Annotated in this window: 16 protein-coding genes; 7 read left to right on the plus strand and 9 right to left on the minus strand. The window is 50.8% G+C overall.

Translation table 11 applies throughout. From position 1 onward, the window contains the following. Positions 1–21: 21 nt before the first annotated feature. The 8 genes from GN153_RS13385 to GN153_RS13420 are packed head-to-tail and all read right to left on the minus strand — an operon-like array spanning position 22 to position 7,750. Positions 22–246, minus strand: coding sequence for a hypothetical protein (locus tag GN153_RS13385; RefSeq protein WP_201287899.1), 225 nt, complete (start codon positions 244–246; stop codon positions 22–24). 8 nt (positions 247–254) lie between these two features. Continuing rightward, entirely contained in the window at positions 255–851 is a 597-nt protein-coding gene (locus GN153_RS13390) for a hypothetical protein (protein ID WP_159903614.1), read from the minus strand. A gap of 36 nt (positions 852–887) precedes the next feature. Then, positions 888–1,295 carry a hypothetical protein gene (locus GN153_RS13395; RefSeq protein ID WP_159903616.1) on the minus strand — a complete coding sequence of 136 codons (408 nt, stop codon included), beginning with the start codon at positions 1,293–1,295 and terminating at the stop codon, positions 888–890. Continuing rightward, the gene (locus GN153_RS13400; RefSeq protein ID WP_159903618.1) at positions 1,288–3,204 is read right to left on the minus strand and encodes a type IV secretory system conjugative DNA transfer family protein; all 1,917 of its coding nucleotides are present in this window, start codon (positions 3,202–3,204) and stop codon (positions 1,288–1,290) included. The genes GN153_RS13395 and GN153_RS13400 overlap by 8 nt, the downstream gene beginning before the upstream one ends. Further along, positions 3,201–4,172 (minus strand): hypothetical protein, encoded by a 972-nt coding sequence (locus GN153_RS13405; RefSeq protein WP_159903620.1) that lies wholly within the window; start codon positions 4,170–4,172, stop codon positions 3,201–3,203. Before GN153_RS13405 ends, GN153_RS13400 begins: the two co-directional genes overlap by 4 nt. Continuing rightward, positions 4,169–6,298: a VirB4 family type IV secretion system protein gene (locus GN153_RS13410; RefSeq protein WP_159903622.1), complete on the minus strand. Its 2,130-nt coding sequence runs from the start codon at positions 6,296–6,298 to the stop codon at positions 4,169–4,171. Before GN153_RS13410 ends, GN153_RS13405 begins: the two co-directional genes overlap by 4 nt. After that, positions 6,295–7,380, minus strand: coding sequence for a hypothetical protein (locus GN153_RS13415; protein WP_159903624.1), 1,086 nt, complete (start codon positions 7,378–7,380; stop codon positions 6,295–6,297). The genes GN153_RS13410 and GN153_RS13415 overlap by 4 nt, the downstream gene beginning before the upstream one ends. A 4-nt stretch (positions 7,381–7,384) precedes the next feature. Beyond that, entirely contained in the window at positions 7,385–7,750 is a 366-nt protein-coding gene (locus GN153_RS13420; protein WP_201287900.1) for a pilin, read from the minus strand. A 76-nt stretch (positions 7,751–7,826) separates the two neighbouring features. On the opposite strand from GN153_RS13420, the gene GN153_RS13425 reads away from it, so the two are divergent. Then, a complete protein-coding gene (locus GN153_RS13425; protein ID WP_159903626.1) occupies positions 7,827–8,825 on the plus strand; it encodes a hypothetical protein in 999 nt (332 codons plus the stop codon). 165 nt (positions 8,826–8,990) lie between these two features. On the opposite strand, the gene GN153_RS13430 is transcribed toward GN153_RS13425, so the two are convergent. Then, positions 8,991–9,506: a hypothetical protein gene (locus tag GN153_RS13430; RefSeq protein ID WP_159903628.1), complete on the minus strand. Its 516-nt coding sequence runs from the start codon at positions 9,504–9,506 to the stop codon at positions 8,991–8,993. A 35-nt stretch (positions 9,507–9,541) separates the two neighbouring features. On the opposite strand from GN153_RS13430, the gene GN153_RS13435 reads away from it, so the two are divergent. From GN153_RS13435 to GN153_RS13460, 6 genes are all read left to right on the plus strand, one after another. Then, positions 9,542–9,934, plus strand: a complete 393-nt coding sequence (locus tag GN153_RS13435; RefSeq protein WP_159903630.1) for a helix-turn-helix domain-containing protein — start codon at positions 9,542–9,544, stop codon at positions 9,932–9,934. A 147-nt stretch (positions 9,935–10,081) separates the two neighbouring features. Continuing rightward, on the plus strand, positions 10,082–11,044 hold the full coding sequence (locus GN153_RS13440; protein ID WP_236544809.1) for a DUF932 domain-containing protein: 963 nt from the start codon (positions 10,082–10,084) through the stop codon (positions 11,042–11,044). Positions 11,045–11,470: 426 nt separating this feature from the next. Further along, positions 11,471–11,908 (plus strand): hypothetical protein, encoded by a 438-nt coding sequence (locus tag GN153_RS13445; RefSeq protein WP_159903632.1) that lies wholly within the window; start codon positions 11,471–11,473, stop codon positions 11,906–11,908. A gap of 95 nt (positions 11,909–12,003) precedes the next feature. Beyond that, positions 12,004–13,584: a type I restriction-modification system subunit M gene (locus tag GN153_RS13450; RefSeq protein WP_159903634.1), complete on the plus strand. Its 1,581-nt coding sequence runs from the start codon at positions 12,004–12,006 to the stop codon at positions 13,582–13,584. After that, positions 13,581–14,882, plus strand: a complete 1,302-nt coding sequence (locus GN153_RS13455; RefSeq protein WP_159903636.1) for a restriction endonuclease subunit S — start codon at positions 13,581–13,583, stop codon at positions 14,880–14,882. The genes GN153_RS13450 and GN153_RS13455 overlap by 4 nt, the downstream gene beginning before the upstream one ends. A 12-nt stretch (positions 14,883–14,894) precedes the next feature. Continuing rightward, positions 14,895–17,879 carry a type I restriction endonuclease subunit R gene (locus GN153_RS13460; RefSeq protein ID WP_236544810.1) on the plus strand — a complete coding sequence of 995 codons (2,985 nt, stop codon included), beginning with the start codon at positions 14,895–14,897 and terminating at the stop codon, positions 17,877–17,879. The last annotated feature ends 4 nt before the right edge of the window (positions 17,880–17,883 follow it).

Below are 17,883 nucleotides of genomic sequence, written 5' to 3' on the forward strand. Positions count from 1 at the left end.
TTGAATTCCGGTGGAAGAGAGTTATTCAATACTTCTCTGGACCTGTTCTCGGAACACTTCGAACTTCTGCTTCAGGTCCTCTAATTGGTTTTCGAGTCTGTGGGTTTTCTCGACGAGTTCCCGGTGGCTCAGGTTCTCGTATTCGTCCAGTGGTTCTGTGTCGGCTTGTTCGAGGTGTTGTTCCCCTTTCTTTGTGAGTTCTGCCTGTTTTGGGTGTTGGAAGACCCGTTTCTGTCCGTCGATCACTCTCAAACTTAAGAACTCAGGAAAAGAGAGATGAGTCCGGCTATCAAGAAGATTGCTTCAGCTATGAAGATTCCCGTTCTGAGTTTCTTGTTTTCAGACTTCACCCACCCTATTGAGGCAATAAATCCAAAAATACCACTAATCCCGAATAGAGGGATTGAGAGGGTAATCAAAAATAGGTCAAATTCCCTATTCAATACTCGAATATTATACTCACGGGTCTCGGAGATAGTAATAGATCTGTTTATCTGCCTCTCTAAGTCTATTATTTGCTCCTTGGAATCATTGAGAGAGTTATTTAATTCCTTGATTGTGTTGTTGGAATTGGCTAAAGCGGCATTAGTGTCTTTGATTTCTTCTTCAAGTTCCTCCACCTCTCCGACATAGTACGACCTTTTTTGCCCACAATTATTGTATTTCTGATACAGATCCGATGCGTTCTGGCGGGCGTCGGTGAGGTTAGCTATACAGGTGTCGTATTTCCCTTCCACCTCCAATAATGCTTTATTATTCAATAAATATCCAAAAATGAATCCTAAACATAGAGCGAAGACAACAATTAATGCAATAAATATGTGTTTCGTATTTACTGAATCGAATTCCACGGCCGAAATAGCGTGATTAATAATTAAATCTTTAATTCACAGTTCCCGGTGTACCTGTTCTCGGAACGTATTGAATTTCTGTTCTAATTCTTCTATTTGGGTTTCAAGCCTGTGGGTTTTCTCGACGAGTTCCCGGTGGCTCAGGTTCTCGTATTCGTCCAGTGGTTCTGTGTCGGCTTGTTCGAGGTGTTGTTCCCCTTTGTCTGTGAGTTCTGCCTGTTTTGGGTGTTGGAAGACCCGTTTCTGTCCTTCTATTACTCGCTCCACCGTTCCGTCTGGTTTTGATACGGTGAGTAGTCCGTGTTGTTCGAGTTTTTCGAAGGCGTAGGTGACGTGGTGGTTTTCGAGTGTGGTGGCGGAGGTGATTTTTTGGACGTCGTCGTTGCCACTGTCGATCTGTTGGAGTATGATTTGTTCTTTGTCTCTGAGTTCTGGTTCAGTCATCACTCGTTGTTAGGACGCATTGGGTTTCGAGTGCGGAGCAGAATCCGGAGTCGTCTCTGTAGAGGCAGAAGTTTTCGAGGTCGTCGCGTTGGTTGTGATCCAGTTCTGGGCATTCGTCCTCGATTTCTTCGTGTTCCTCTAACGTGTCTCCAGCTAACTCTAGGACGCGGTATTCGGCTTGTTTTAGTTCGTCTATCTGGGTGATGGGTTCGCCGTCTACGGTGTAGTAGTTGTACGTCCCGTTTTCGTCTTCGTGCTCTGAGCCGCGGCGGTTGACGGGGTCGGAGACGATGTTTTCCAGTTTCGCGGCTTTCCCTTCCTCGACGACGTAGAAGATTTCCCGGTCTTCTTCGACGCCACGTCTCAGGTTTTTCAGGACTTTTCCTGGCTTCGACAAGGTGGAGTTCTCTGCTTCGAGGTGTGCGACTTCCTGGTTGGGTAGGTGGACGTGGCCGTCCGGTTTCTCTTCTTCTTGGCCCTGGTACAGCAGGTTGACGTGGAATCCTCTTTCTTCTAGGTCTTGTTTGGCTGCTGCGAGGAGTTCTTGGTGTGTTTCCCCGCCGGCGTTGGCCTGGTTTCCGAGGCTTTGCGTAAGCTGGACCTGGGTTTTGTTGCTGGTTCGGGCGGCGGCTTTCTCCTGTTTGATTTTGTCGACGTCGCTGTAGTCGGCTTCCCAGGGCGGGTACGTGTTGAAGAGCACTGCGTTTCTCTGATTCTCTTCTGAGGGTTTCTGGACTGCGGCGCGGTACTTGCCCAATGAGGTTAACGTGGTTTTGTCGACGCCTTGAAGCATTCCTGCGATTTGGGACGTGTTTTCGCTGCCGCTGGGGTTGAACACGATTTTGCTGCGGCAGTTGTTGGAGACGGCCCGCTTCATCTCCGGTGCGAGTTGTTGGAGGTACTGTGTTGCGAGCCAGCAACCTAAACGGTATTCTCGTGCTTCGCTGAGGATCTTGGTGAAGTTGCTGCCTTCGCCGGCGAAGTTCTGGAGTTCGTCGACGTACAGGTAGAAGGGCTGTCTTTCTTCGAATGGTTGGGTGATGCGGCTTTGTGCTGCTGCCCAGATCTTTGTGATTACAATCGAGCCGACGAGTTCTGAGACTGTGCCGCCGACCTCTCCTTTCTGGATGTCGACGAGCACGATTTTTCCGTTGTTGACTGCTTTTCTGAAGTCTAATCCGCTTTCTTCTGCGCCGATGACTCTCCGGATGGTCGGGTTCATCACGAAGTCGTTCAATCGCCGCTGCAACGGCTCCATCTCATACGAAGTCATATCCTCCTTGACTCGGACGAGTTGTTCTCGGATGACGGAGTCCTGGGTCTGGTCTATGAGTTCGCTCAGGGGTTCGTCTTGGATGACGCAGCGGAAGACGTCGACCAAGGTCTTCGATTCGTTTTGTTTGATGTTGAGGTCGAGGTGTGCTCTGAGTAGTGTTTCGAGGACTCGTCCGAACTGGTCTCCCCAGTTCTCGCTTTGGCGTTTGAAGAGGTCGATGAGGTCGGAGACGATGATTTCTTTCTGGTTCTCCCTCTGTGCTGTGTTCATTTCGTCCGTGATCTGGGGTTCGAGGACGTTGATCGGGGTGACGGGTTCACTGGCGGGGTTGATGTAGACTACGTCGTCCAGCCGGTTTTCAGGTAGTTTAGCGATGACCTCGTCGATCATACTGCCTTTCGGGTTGACTATGCAGAGGCCGTGGTCTTTCTCGGCGTCCTGCAGTGCGACGTGGGTCAGCAACTGGGATTTGCCGTAGCCGGTCGGCCCGATGTTCAGGACGTGGGTCATCCTGTAGTCGTCGCTGAGGCCGACGTTTTCCTCGACTCCTAACTGGCTTTCGCGGAAGCCGAGGTAGGTCGTGTTCAGGTGTTCGGTGCTTTCGATCAGGGTACGGGTTTCTTCCGGGTTCATGGTTCTGCGTTGACGATGTTTTCCTGCTCGATACTGGGCAGCGACAGCAAGGCTGCAAGCTCTGGAACCGAGGTCTGGAACCTGTGGCTCCACGAGCCGAAGCGGCGGTGAGCAACTGTTTCCGCGAAGTTGAGGATCTGGTTTTCTCGTAGGGATTTGACGGTGACTGTGTCGAGGTACTGGCCGGTATCCGGGTTTTCGAAGGTGTTGTAGCCGCCGCTGAGTTCCTTCACCCGGCTCTGCGTGTAGTCGTCGGCTCCGATCACCAGGAAACGGATGCTGGTGTAGAACCGGTTGGTACCGGCCTTCTCCTCTATCGCATCGGCCTGACGTTTCTCACGAGGTGTAGGACTCCGGCTTCCCCACAGCTTCTCCTTCTCTTTTCGGAGGTAGCCGATTCTCTGGTACGCCCGTTTCCGCCAGTACCACCGCTTCAGTGGTTTTCCTATGACGGGTTGGAACAGGATTTGCACGACGAACTTGGTGTCCCGCATCGCGTGCCTGTGCAAGGCCGAGACAACGGAATTGATTGGAGGCTTGTCGAAGTCGTGTTTCAGCGGGTACCAGTCATTTCTTCCCGTGGTCAGGATTCCGCCGCCGACCGTGTCCTCCGAGGTAACCGGGATTCCTTCGACACCGGTATTGAACCGGATTCCTGGCACCTGGTTCGTAAGGTGTGTCCTGAGTTTCCTTCCCAGGCGGATCGTCGGTACGGAGAACTGGATTTTGATTTTGTCAGGGTGGCTTCTCCTGATCTCGAATGCGGCGACCGGCGACGTATTCACAAATCCCAGCCACTTTGACTGGAGCTCTGTAACCGCCTTCACCAGGTTCACCGGAACCGGCGGAACATCTCCGTTCCTCGGCGTCCTGACCTCGATGCTGTGGCACCTTTGCACCGGGTTCCGAAGTCTTTCAGCTTCCTCTTCGGTTGGCGTGGCTGTGTAGTATCGGAGTCGGTCGATCATTGGTTTTCACCGTGGTTGATGATTCTGTGTTCGATGTCGGTGGATTCTATCCGGGTCCGGGTGTCCAGTTTTCCGGAGATTTTCAGGATTGCTTCGCTGTACTCGGCGTCGGTGCCGGTTTTGAGTTCGTAGAGTTCCTGTCGTTCGCGTTCCGACATTTGGAAGTAGTCGACGACGGAGTCCGGCACCCGGTCGTGCCGCATAAACACCTTGCCGGGGACATTGTCCAGGATTTCACGTCCTTCCCGGCAGTAGGTGAAGTGGGAAGCGTTCTGCGTAACCAGTGTGACAGCGGTGTTGGTGTCCCGGCCTTCGAGGACGAACTGGTTCAATACCTGACGGCCTTCCTCGTCGTTCATCAGGATACGGGCCTCGTCGATCAACACCAGTGTCTTCCGCTGGTCTTGGCTGACGTAGCTGTAGATCTCTCTGACCAGTTCGACAAGCTGGTGGACGTTTTGTTCCTGGCCTCGGTTCTCTACCTGGAAGCAGACGTGGCCTTCCGGGAAGCTGTAGTCACTGTTTCCGTCCAGGTACTGTACGGTGCCGCCGAGAGCTTTGATTACGTGTCTGTACTCTTGTTTCGGGTCGACGGCGATGATCTGTAGGTCGTTGTAGACGACGGCGGAGCGCAGCAGTTCGATTTTTGCTGCGTAGCTTTTTCCGGAGCCGACCATTCCCATTCGGACCATTGAGTGGGAGGACCACTGGAACCGGTCTGCGAGGATGGGTGCTTGGTCGCTGGTATCGACGCCGTAGATAACTCCGTTGTCTCTGCGGGTGCTTTGGGTGCCGAATGGGAATCCTGCTGCTGCGCTGGTGGATGGGACTAACTGGGTTTCGTGTAGTGCGTCTCCGTACCCTGGGTGGTCGGTTTTGAAGGCCTGGTCGGTTCTGAGAACCGGTTTCGTGTACTGGATTTGCAGGGTGTCCAGCCGGTTCTGTATCTGCCGGTAGGTCTGGATGCAGTCTTCTCTGGTGTTGCCTTTGGCGGTGATGTAGACGCCGTAGTCAACTGCTGTGCTTCGGCGTTCGGCCAGTAGGTCGAGTATCCATTCCGTGTCTTCGAGCAGTGTTTCGAGTTTGTTGGTGCCTCTGTAGCCGTGTGCCAGGATGGAGTCGATTTCCGCGTTCAGCTTTTCGGCGAGTCTTTGAAGCTTGTTCGAGGCTTTCGGGCTTTTCCGTGGTTCGATGACCTGTGTTACGTCGACGAGGCCGTCGGTACGTAGCAGTTGCAGAGGCCAACCGAGTTCGACGGTGGAAGGGTACTCGGAGATGTACAGCGTCTTCCTGTACCCGCGCAGGGTCGTTTTCTTGCCTTGTGTCGTCCAGTTCGGGGCTATCCCAGGGTCTCCGTTGACGTACCGTATTGACTTGTCTTTGAGTTCGCTTCCTGTGACTCGTTCTGCCTGGAGTTCCGCTGAGTTGACGGCGTCGATGACCTCGTTGCAGCGGCTGTCCAGTTCCTCTGTCAACGGTTTCTCGCCGGTTCCTTCGTCGGTGAGCTGTAGGAAGTCCGGGAGCAGGGTATCGGCGTTTTTCTCTGCGTAGATCTTGATGTAGTGGGTGGTGTAGGACAGGTCTTGCTCGGTGAACTCCCGGCACCGCAGCATATACTCGTGGCGGAGGTCATCCCGGATGTCGCCGGGTTCATCCAGTTTCTGGATGTAGTCGTCTAGATCCAGGTGGTTCTGCCGGGAGACAACGTGGACAGGATAGTTCACCGTGTCCAGAAGACGGCGGTACAGGTTGTGTAGCGCCTTTCTCTCGTCCTCGGTCTTCATATCGAGATTGGTCGGTGTGACCTTGACGTAGGCCGCAGCTCTGTCGTCACTCATTCGGATGACCTTGGTAAACGGGGTCGCGTTGTCCTCGAAGTCGATCTTCTTTCGGTGAGTCCTGTATCTGACCAGGTTGTACAGCAGGGTGTCCAGGTGCTGGCCGTACACGGTGAGCCAGTACCAGGCCCCTCCAAGTACTGCGGCGAGGATGAAGCCGGGTATGGAGGGTGCGAAGATGTACACCAGTCCTGAAGGGGTCAGTAACCGGAGCAGGTCTTTCACTGTGAACTGGCCGAAGAACTTGGTGGAGACCTCCAGTTTACCGGGGAAGCGGATTCCGGTCAATCGTCGTCACCTCCGAAGTCGAATTTCTTGCTTCCCGTGGATGCGCGGCGTTTCCTCCGGTTTTCACGTAGCCGCTGCTTCTGATCCTCGTCCAGCATTTTAGCGAACTCGCCTTCTCTGTCGTCGCTGGAGTTCATCCGCTTCTTCACGCCACTGGAGGCGGCGTAGCTCAGTCCGACTGCGGCCTGTGAAGCGTCCCAGATTTGTTTTGACACCAACAGGATCATAACGGGAAACGAAACGCCGAGAATCCAGTTCGATACTCCCTGGAAGACGGTGTTTCCCTGTCCGCTGAAGAGTGCGAAGGAGAACTTCAGCACCAGCATGTCCAGTGGTGCGATCAGGAGTGCGGCGAACCATCCGGCTATGAACGTGTCTGCGTATCGTTTGACTCGTGGCAGGCTCCAGCCCAGTGCCAGTAATGGGGAGATGGCGGCGACGAACAGGATGTAGACGTTCCTGATGTAGAACAGGATGGCAATTGCCAGTAGCAGGATGGCCTGGATAACGTAGGCCAGGACAAGTCCTGTGGAAAGACCCAGTCTTTGCTGGAACGTGGTTTCGAAGAGCTGTGGTTCGAAGGCGGTGGTCAGTGCGCGTGTGAACTCAATGCTGAGCTGAAGCAAGGGCAGGGAGACAGTGGCGAAGATCAGTGCAACGACGACTCGTGGAAGGATCTGCCGGACCTCACGGTAACTGACGCCGAGAATCGGGCCGACCATATGGAGTATACCGGCCACAATGAACGCGAGGGTGGACAGCAGGAATGTCACCAGCAGTACGTCGCTGTGAACGTCTTCTACTGCAGGGTTCCCGTCGACAGAAGGAGTGGCGGTGAGCATCCGGATAACGGACGCCCACAACGCTTCACCTAGCTCAATGAATGGCTGGAACAGGACTGACTGAAGAATCTCTGTAAGCGACTTTCCCTCCGTGAAATCCTCTAGGGTCTCGATTAGTTCACCGAGGAATCCGGTTTGCCGTTCTTCCTCTGTTTCGTGGTCTGCTGCGGCCGGAGCGACGAAGACCGTGCTGAGGACCAACAGGGTCAACGCCGCGGCTACGAGTTTTCCCCAGTTCATTTTTTCAGGCACAGATGTTCGCCCCCAGTTGAGCGACGAGGTACGAGGTGATCATATTCGCAGACAGGAGCAGGATAGCCCCGATCAACCCGTTCTTAGCTATCTTCTTTCCCAGGCGCGTGTAGTCCTGTCCCGGCAGGATCAGGCAGATACCGGCGACCACGAACGTCAACGTGGCAAGGCCGACACCTGCCAGGAACGCCAGCTCCGTGATCGAGTTCAGGAAGTCGAACAACGGCACCAGTCCATCCGAGGGTTCACAGGGAAGCTGATCCGTTGCGTTCTGTGCTGCGGCTGGTTGTATCAGTGCGGTACTGGTCAAGCCGAAGACCCAGAGTTTTAGGGTCTTCCGCGGGAGTTTTGCGAACATTACAGGTTTGACCGAGGTTGGAAATGGTGTTATTGAATGCAGGAAAATTTCCTAGTAAAGAGTTCAGGAAAACAACATGAGCAATGACAAAGTAATCGCCTACGCAGTAGAGATACGGGAGTATCGAAACCAGGCCAGTGTGATAACGCCGGGAAAGTATCTCGAAATCCCTCTTCCTGAAGAAGTAACTGATTTTGAAGATGTGGAGATAGGTGAGAAATCCTTCTACGCTCATCTGGAGAGGGCCGAGGACTTCTCGTATCTGAGATATACGCCGGAAGACGACGGTTCACGGCACCACCTGACGTTAAAAGAGAAGAGCGGCAGTGATCCATCTCTCGCGGTTAGTCTTCCTGCAGAGTTTGCAGTTACGAATGATCGGAGTCCTTTCCAGGGGATGCAGCACGGTGACCGGGTGAATATCGAGATACGTGAAGAGGAAAATGAGATAAGGGTCTACACGCCAGAAGACTTCCCTCACCGGGTGAGACAGTTATCCGAGGAAGGGACTCTGACAGACTTCGATACACCTGTTATCGCACCCTTACTGGCGACGGGAGACGGGTTTTCAGATTTAACCGTTTCAGCCGATGCACCAAGCCAGAAGTTCGAGATAGTACCCTTCGACGGTCAGCATAAGGGGTTCGTGGAAGTTGCAGAAGAATACCCGATATTCCGCTCTCGGACACAGCAAGGTTTCCGAGGTGGTCCTAAACCACTGAATATTGTGAAAGACAAATACGGGATCCCGACTGTTGAGGCAGATATCACGGTGAAGTGGGCACCCGAGGCAGCGCCGAGTATGGGGGGTGGTGGAGACGTGATCTACACTAAGAAGGATTCTTCCTCCGCTAAAGTTGAGCTTCAGGAGAAAGGATCCTACTCCGTATTAGCCGAAAAAGATGGTGACCACGGTGGTATGTGGCTGGCCCCTGATCCAAATCTAGCTATGACCGACCCGATCAGAGAATCCTGGAGTGCATTTCTCTACGACGACGATGAAGAGTGGGAAGCGCCGAAGATCTACATACCAGTGAACGTGGGAGAAGAGAAAGGTCATTGGCCGCAGCGTTAACTGGGATCATTTCGTCTTCTGGAATACATCAATAGACAAAACAAAGTGAGTGGTGTCGAGAGTTTCCAGTAGCCCTGAGAGATTCTGATGCCGCCTACCGCTGCGGTAAAGAGCCAGAGTTTCTTGTTGATGTCCACACAGACTCGATATTGGTTTTCAATTAATTTAGTTGATGTCTCCTATTTCGGCTTCCAATCCGTGTTCCTCTAATGCGCCGACGATCCTTTCTGCATATTCTTGGGCATCTTCCATATCGTACGGGTTCTGAGTTTCTGCCGTGCTGATCTCCCAGTGATCGTTCGGTTGCTCTGGAACGTACCGGATCCCAACTCCGAATGCTGGGAGTTCCTCGTTTGCCCACTCCGGCTGTGTCATTGGTTCGTCTATTTCTACTATGCCCTTTAGGTTCCTGTAGACGAGTGACCCAGGATCTCTTTCCCCGAGTATTGCTTCACGGAATTCGTCGCCGCCGATGTAGAAGAAAAATCGGTTATCAGAATCCAGTTCTTCGAGAGTCTTGTCGAAGGCTTGTTGTGGTGTATTGCCACTTCCTGTTACTGCTTCCGCTGTAGCGTTGGAGAATATTTCTCCTTGATATGCTAGTACATCGTATCCTGCGTCTTCGAGTGCTTCTGCACCTGTTTCAAGCTGGTCTACGAACTCTTCACGAAACCCGGTCATATACTACTACAAAATAACAAATATTTTATAATTAATTGAACTGTTGGAATATAAGGTGGACTGAGATTTCAGAAGATGTCGAGTACGGGTTTGAGAATATCGACGAGGTAGCCTCTCTGATGAAGGCTTTTGACAAGCCTGAGAAGATCAAGGCGTATGATCTGCTGTCACAAGGATACCTGAGAGAGGAGATTGTAGACGAGCTGGATGTGAGCGAATCGACGTTCTACAACTACAGAGATGCCTTCAAACAGAATGGTTGGATAGACAGACGTGGCAACCTTACCGAGGAAGGCGAGTTCGTCTACGATCAGCTTCAGAGTCTTGACGAGGAGTACGGCCAGTTCCTGTACCAGCAGGCCGTAGATCAACTCGGTATTGATGAAGAAGACCTGGACTCGATAGAGGATGTAGAACTACCGGAATAACCATTCTCAGCACTCGTTTTTTCTATTGTATCCACCTTTCCTTATTCATCCGAAACTTGGTGTGTGGCTTGAATAGTAGCGTTTCGGTCACCTGTTTTCCTCTAAGGTGATTGAACGATTCAAGGCGAGACCTACACTTTCGACGATTTGGACGAGCTTTACGAAACCGCAGAAACACTGCCGGAGGTGGATCGGCACGATGTCTACGCCCATCACACTGGGGAGGATGACTGGGAGGAGGTGCCGTACCGGGACAGTTTGTGGACTGACGACGGCAGAGCCACGGGTGTTGTTTCCAGCAGCGATGATTTCTACAACATCATTCAGTACGGGGATATCCTGGAGACGGTTGGAGACGCGGTGGACAGGCACGAGGATGTGGAGCCACGCGGCCAGGTCTCGGTGTCTCCTACTGCGCACAAGATGAGTGCGAAAATAGATTTTGACGGTGCAACGGTGTACGCTGCTGAGGATGATCCTATCGACCTTGGTTTACAGGTTCGGAGCGGCCACAGTGGTTTCCACGGTTTGAAGTATGACGTGGGTGCGGAGCGCCAGGTATGCAGTAACGGGATGACCGCTTTCATCTCCGAACTGGGTTTTGACCAGACCCACAGTGAGCCGTTCCAGCCCGGTCTAGCTTACAACGCTGTTGATGCTGTGATCGAGTCGCCGGCGGAGATCGAGCACCGGCTGGCTCAGGCTCAGAACCGGGAGTTGATGAATCAGGATGAGGCCCTTTTGGTGTTGATGGATACAGGGATCGACCGGTATCTGGAGAACCCTGTACCTGATCTATTGAATGCGATGCACGATGAGGTGGAGGATCCGGAGTCTCCGACGCTCTGGGAGACGTACAACACGGCTACACGCGCGTTGACTCATTACACGCAGGATGTGCCGGATTATGAACTGGCGCAAGGGTTTGAGCAGGCTGCCCAGCTTCTGGAGAGCGGTGGTAACGATGTTCCGGAGCCTGAGAACCTTGGTCGTTCAGCGGTCTACAATCGGTCGCGTGATTTGATCGAGCAGGGTGATTCGGAGCCTTACTGGCCGGACGAGGAAAACGCGCTTAGAGAATTGATGGAGGAGCACGAGCTCGAAGCTTGAACCAGGAGGTAGAGAACAATGCTGCGACGAATGAGGTCTGAAGGACGAGAAGATGATGAAAACCGGAAGAGGGCGGTGAAGGTGACGTACAATTACTGATTACGACGAGGAAGAGCCTATCGCGGAGTGGGAGGCCGCGTTTCTCCCGGACTGGGAGTGGGAAGCCTACGACAAGGTCGAGGAAGACGACGACGTCTACTTCGGCCGTGTCCGCTCCCCCAACACCTACGGAGAATGGGAGTACGGCTACTTCAGCCAGGAACAACTCGAAAAAGCCGGTGCGTACCGTACTGATCTAGATCCGGAGGAGGACGCACCCTTGTACCCTGACGGTGGGGAGGTTGAGGACGTCGTCGGGATCTTTGAAACCGAGTTAGAGGCGTTGCTCGAAGAAGGTGATGAACGATACAAAGAGACGTAGACGAATTGATCGAAGAGTACGTGGAGGAGAAACGGTTCGTGGAGGAGGATAAGCCGTACTGGATGAACCTTACCGGTGGCACCTCTTTCTCCGGGCCTCTCCGCTTCGAACTGGAGAACTACTTCCCTGACGCACATTACAGACAGGCGATTGACCAGGCCTTCGAAGAAGAAGCCGAGGAAGAGATTCTACCGGACGGAGGAAGCAGGACGCAGTACTACTGGAGCGGAGACGAAGGAGTCGTCTACCACACCGAATCTGGCGACGACCTCGTCGACCCATTCTTCGGCTCCGTAGAGGAAGCAGAACAGTACCTGGAGAACCTGGCTGACCGCCACGGCAAGGAACAGTACACGGGAATGGTGCTGCGAAAATCCGGGAACAGGAAAGTCGAGGAAGCGACAGAGGTACTGACCGAGCAAAGCGGGCTCACGGATTGGTGATTCCCAGATCGATATCTCAGACAACGCCCTGAACTGGAGGTGGTGGCCTCCGGCTCAACGCAACCATTAACAGTGTTTCCTTAGCAACACTGTGTATGGCTATCGCGGGAAATTCTAACGGCGAACTTGAAAAGAAACTCTGGGAAACCGCCGAAAAACTACGTGGCCCTGTCGACCCTTCTGAATACAAGGATTTCGCTCTTGGCCTCCTGTTCCTGAAGAATATGTCTGACTCTTTCGAGGCCCGTAGACAGGAACTCGAAGAGAAGACCCACGACGAAGATTCTCGATACTATACTGAGGACGAGAAGGAACGCGAATACATACTAACCCACAAAGACGAATACAAAAGAGAGAACGTATTCTACCTTCCTGAAGAGGCCCGCTGGCAATACTTCGTTGACAACGCCACAGACCCACAGATTGGGAAAAAGATCGACGATGCAATGCGGGCAATCGAAGATGAAAACCCGCGCCTCAAAGGGATTCTTCCGAAGGGCTATTCTCGCTCTTCTATAGCCAGTAACGGTTCTGACGCACTTGAAGGCCTGATCAATTTGTTTGCAGACGTCAATTTGGAAGCGGAGAATGGCAATCAGGATGAGGATATCTTCGGCCGTATCTACGAATACTTTATTAAGCAGTTCGCTATGAAGGGCGGACAAAAGGGGGGTGAATTCTACACGCCGAAGAGCGTTGTTGAGCTGATGGTTGAAATCTTGGAGCCCTATGAAGGTCGAATATTCGACCCATTCAGCGGCTCAGGCGGAATGTTCGTACAGAGCCAGAAATTCATCGAAAGCCACGGGGGAGACACCGACAAAATCTCCATCTACGGTCAAGAGGTCAAGGAAAGCACCTTACAGATCTCTAAGATGAACCTTTATCTCCGAGGGCTTGACGGGAACATCAAACAAGGAGATAGCATCCTCAATGATCAGCACAAAGGTCTAGAAGCGGACTATATCATCACGAATCCTCCATTCAATATGAGCGAGTGGGGCAGGGATTCAATCGCAGACGATGATCCCCGTTTCAAATACGGGATGCCGCCATCTAGCAACGCCAACTATGCCTTCATACAGCATATGATTCACCATCTCAACGATACTGGGATGGCAGCCACAGTTATGGCTAACGGGGCAATGTCTACTCAGAGTAAAGACGGGGAAATTCGAGAAGGAATTATTGAAGATGATCTGTTAGACGCTGTAATCGCCCTCCCGAAGGAACTGTTCTATACTACAAGTATTCCTGCTTGTATATTCATTTTGAGTAAAGGGAAAGAAAAAGACAAATACAGAGATAGAACAGACGAGACTCTATTTGTTGATGCAAGAGATCTGTACACGAGTATAAATCGGACTCAAAACACACTTGAAGAAAAACATATAAAGAAAATTACCAGGAAGATCCGAGCCTACAGAGGTGAAGAGGATGCAGATGAATATTCAGATGAGAAGGGTTTCTGCAAAGTAGCGGAAACTGATGATATCAGAGACAACCGGTATATCATAACCCCGGGAAGGTATGTCGGCGTAAAAGAGCAAGAAGGCGATGACGAGCCGTTTGAAGTCAAGATGGAGAGACTTTCTGCCGATCTCAGGGAGAGTCTACAAAAGTCAAATGAGCTGCAAGATAATATTGAGAAGAATTTGGAGGTGCTTGGATTTTGACTTCCGAGCAAAAAGAGCTAGAGGGATTTGATGAATCTCCCGAAATGGAAGAAAATGAGTGGAAAGAGGTGATATTCTCAGACGTCATTGAAATAAACGACTACCCATCTGCCGAAAAGGGTGAGGAGTACAAATCTATTGGAATGTCTGATGTAGCACAGAATGTGAGGAAAATCCAAAGTTGGGAGGTGAAAGAGTATTCTTATTCAAGGCCTCGATTCAGGAATGGCCAGACTTTGATGGCGAGAATCACACCTTGTCTTGAAAATGGGAAAACCGCTTTTGTAGATATCCTTGATGACGACGAATTAGCTATAGGTTCAACAGAATTCATAGTTTTATCTGACACAAAGGAAACACTCCCGAAGTTTGTCTACTATACTGCTCGAAGACCGGAGATAAGACAATTCTCTATCAAAAGAATGACCGGAACCTCTGGCAGACAGAGAGTCCCTCTGGATATTTTTGACGATAAGAAAATAAAAATACCTCCGATAACTGAACAGAAAAAAATAGTAGAGATATTAGATGCCTTTGATAGCAAGATCGAAGTTAACAACAGAGTTAATGAAAACCTGGAGAAGATCTCAAAAGCTCTTTTCAAATCGTGGTTTGTCGAATTTGAGCCCTATGATACATTCAAAGAGACTGATCTAGGGAAAATACCTGAAGATTTTGAGGTTGTAGAATTCTCAGACATCTCTAATACAGAAGGTGGAGGAACCCCCGACACAGAAGAAGACTCATTCTGGGGTGAAGATATTCTCTGGCTCACTCCAAAAGAAGTGGCTCCGTTGACCTCCTCTGTTGCATTTGACTCTGAGAGGAAACTAACTGAAAAGGGTCTAAAAAATACTTCTGCTAAGGTAATGCCAAAAAATTCTACTCTCCTATATAGCCGAGGCGCAAATATGGGCGTGTCAGTTATTAATAAGGAACCGATGGCGACAAACCAGGGATTCGTCTGTGTTGAGCCAGATGGAGTACCCCCTCATTTTCTGTTCCATTTAGTTACATCGAACCGATCTAAAATAGAAAACAGGGCGGGAGGAAGTACCTATCCTGAGATTAGCCAGACGTCATTTAATGAAATACAGATTGCTATCCCTTCCTCAAAGGATCGTATAAGAAGGTTCGAGAATATTGCTGCTGCTATTTACGAAGATGTCTATAATAGGGTTCAAGAAAATGTGTATCTCAGTGAATTGAGGGATACATTACTGCCAAAACTAATGTCGGGTGAGATAAGGGTTAATGACATTAATCTTGAGGAATTAGAGGTTAGTAGCGAGGTTTAATCGGTAATGTCTATGAATGAGATGGAGTTGGCGGAGTTACCGGCCCTACAGGCTTTCCAGAATATTGGATACGACTACAAGCCTGGTTCTGAACTTGGGCCGAATAGTGAAGACCCAGAGCGCACTTCACTTTCTGATGTGGTGCTGCGTGGCCGTCTTGAACGAAAACTCCGTGAGATCAATCCATCTCTGCCCGATGAAGCCATCGAGGACGCTATCTCTCAACTCCTCGGTTCCAATTCTCCCGATCTTCTCAAGAATAACAAGGACTTCCACGAGAAGCTAGTCAACGGTATTCAAGTTGAATATGAGGTAGACGGTGAACCAAGAGGAGACTTCGTCGACGTCTTCAATTTTGAAGAGCCAGAAAAGAACGATTTCCTGGTCTCAAACCAAGTCGTAATTCAGATTGGGGAAGGCCCGCAGAGAAGGCCTGACGTCATCGTGTTTGTCAACGGTCTTCCCATCGCTGTATTGGAGATGAAGGACCCGACGAACCCGCAGGCATCGATGGGTAATGCGTATAAGCAGGTCACGGATCGATATGTGAATGATATTCCGGATCTGTTCCACTATAACGAGCTTATTGGTATTTTGGATATGAATAATGCCGAGCTCGGATGTCTTAGTGCCGGTTGGGAGTGGTTCTCACCTTGGAGGTATATCGATGAGGAAAAAGATGCTACTGACGAGTTACCTCCTTCGGAGGTCTTGATTCGCGGTGCTTTCGACAAGAAGAGACTGCTAGATCTGATCCAGAATTTCATACTATACGCTGATGAGGACGGGAAGCTTGGGAAGAAGCTTGCAGCCTATCACCAGTTCTACGCTGTGAACAGTGCTGTAGAGAGCAGTCGAGAAGTTGTTCCGAATCCTGACGAGGATCGTATCGGTCTTGTTTGGCACACTCAGGGGTCCGGAAAGTCGCTGTCGATGGTTTTCTACGCGAAGAAGATTCGTGGGGAAAGCTCGATGAAGAATCCGACTCTTGTCTTCCTTACTGATCGGAATGATCTTGACGACCAACTCTACAAGGAATTCAAGAAGCACGGATTAGATGCTGAGTGGGCAGATAGTGATAACCGAGTTGAACTCCGTGATAGGTTGGATCGAGAGGCTGGCGGAATTATTTTTGCGACGATCCAGAAGTTCCAGACCACGGACGACGAAGTCCAGTATCCGGAAGTCAACGACCGCGAGAATGTAATTGTGGTAGCGGACGAAGCCCATCGCACGCAGTACAAGAGTCTGGCGACAAACGTCCGTGACGGGCTCCCCAACGCGTCTCATCTCGGATTCACAGCGACACCTATTGAGAAAGAAGATCGCTCCACTACGAATACGTTCGGTGGCTACATCAGCCAGTATACCATCAGAGAGTCGGAAAAGGACGAGTCCACTGTTCCGATATACTACGAGAGCCGATTAGCAAAGCTCCAGATTAACAATCCCGAGATCGAGGACAAGTTTAACGAGTTGATGGAGTCGAAGTCGGATGATTTGAAGCAGGAGATGAAGAGGAAGTGGACTCAGCTTCGCCGCGTCATTGAGAACAGCGAGGAAAGAACGGAGATGATCGCGGATGATATCGTTGAACACTATAATAATAGAGAGATCGAAGGAAAGGCGATGGTGGTTGCAATCAGCCGCCAAGCCGCAGTAAACTTGAGCAGGAAAATCAGGGCCAACCCAGATGCTCCCGAGACCCGAGTGGTGATTTCAGGACAGGAAGACTTCATCGACGATCCAATCTCAAATGATGAGTTGAAGCGTCGTTTCAAAGACGACGAAGATCCGTTCGAAATTGCTGTAGTCTGTGACAAGTGGTTAACAGGATTTGACGCTCCGCATCTCCACACGTTGTATGTTGATAAGCCGATGAAGAATCATAATCTGCTTCAGGCAATCGGCAGAGTCAACCGTGTTTACAAAGACAAGCCAGGAGGCCTGATTGTAGACTACATTGGCATCAGTAAGAGGCTGAAAGAGGCTTTGGACAAGTACACGTCTGAGGTTCGGAACGACGCGATGCTGGATATAGAAGAGGCTGTGAAGGTGATGAAGGATAAGCACAAGAAGGTCGCAGACTTCTTTGCAGCAGTTGATTACAGCGACTGGCCTCAGCTTGAGGAGTTAGAGCGAAAACGGTTGCTCTACAAAGCCCAGAACGAGGTACTAGTTACTGAGGAACGTGAGGATAAGTTCCGGGAGTCAATGAAGGAGCTAAAGAAAGCTCACGCATTGGTCACTCCACACTCTGCGGCAAGTGATATCCGTGCGGATGTGGCCTTCTTTGAAGCCGTTCTTGGAGCGATAAACAGTATTGAAGACTCCAATAATCCGGATGAGATGGAAGACCTAGACTCGGCTATGAAAGAACTGGTAGCTGAGGGGGTCGGTATCGAAGATCTGATTGAGGTAACTGGTTTCGATAAATGGGAGAAGGAGAAGCCGGTACTGAGTGATGAGTTCCTTGAGGATGTGGAAGAGGTCGAATTTGAGAATCTTCAGGTCAAGATGCTTCGGCAGTTGCTGGAGAACGAGATTACGACTCGGAAGAAGGGTAACTTGGCGAAGTACGAGTCTTTCGAGAAGGAGCTCAAGGAGACGATTGAGAAGTACAATGAAGGGTTTGGTTCCACTCAGCAGGTTATCGATGAGTTGAGAGATATTGCTGATCGGATTCAGGAGACGGACGACCGGCAGGAGGAACTCGGGTTGAATGATGAGGAGCTTGCGTTCTATGACGCTATTTCTGCGAATACGGAGACTGAGATCGACGAGGATACCCTGAAGGAGATTGCTCAGGAGCTTAAGCAGAATCTGAAGGATAGTGTTGAGCTTGATTGGACGAATCGGGAGAAAATAAGAGCTGAAATACGCTCCGAGGTTAGGTCGGTACTGCGACAGAACGGTTTGAAAATGTATAAGCATGACAATCTAGTTGATCCAATTGTTACCCAGGCAGAGGCATTTTACGGTGGAGCTGCAGCTTGACCTA

It is taken from the genome of Salinirussus salinus (assembly GCF_009831455.1).
Taxonomy (GTDB): domain Archaea; phylum Halobacteriota; class Halobacteria; order Halobacteriales; family Haloarculaceae; genus Salinirussus; species Salinirussus salinus.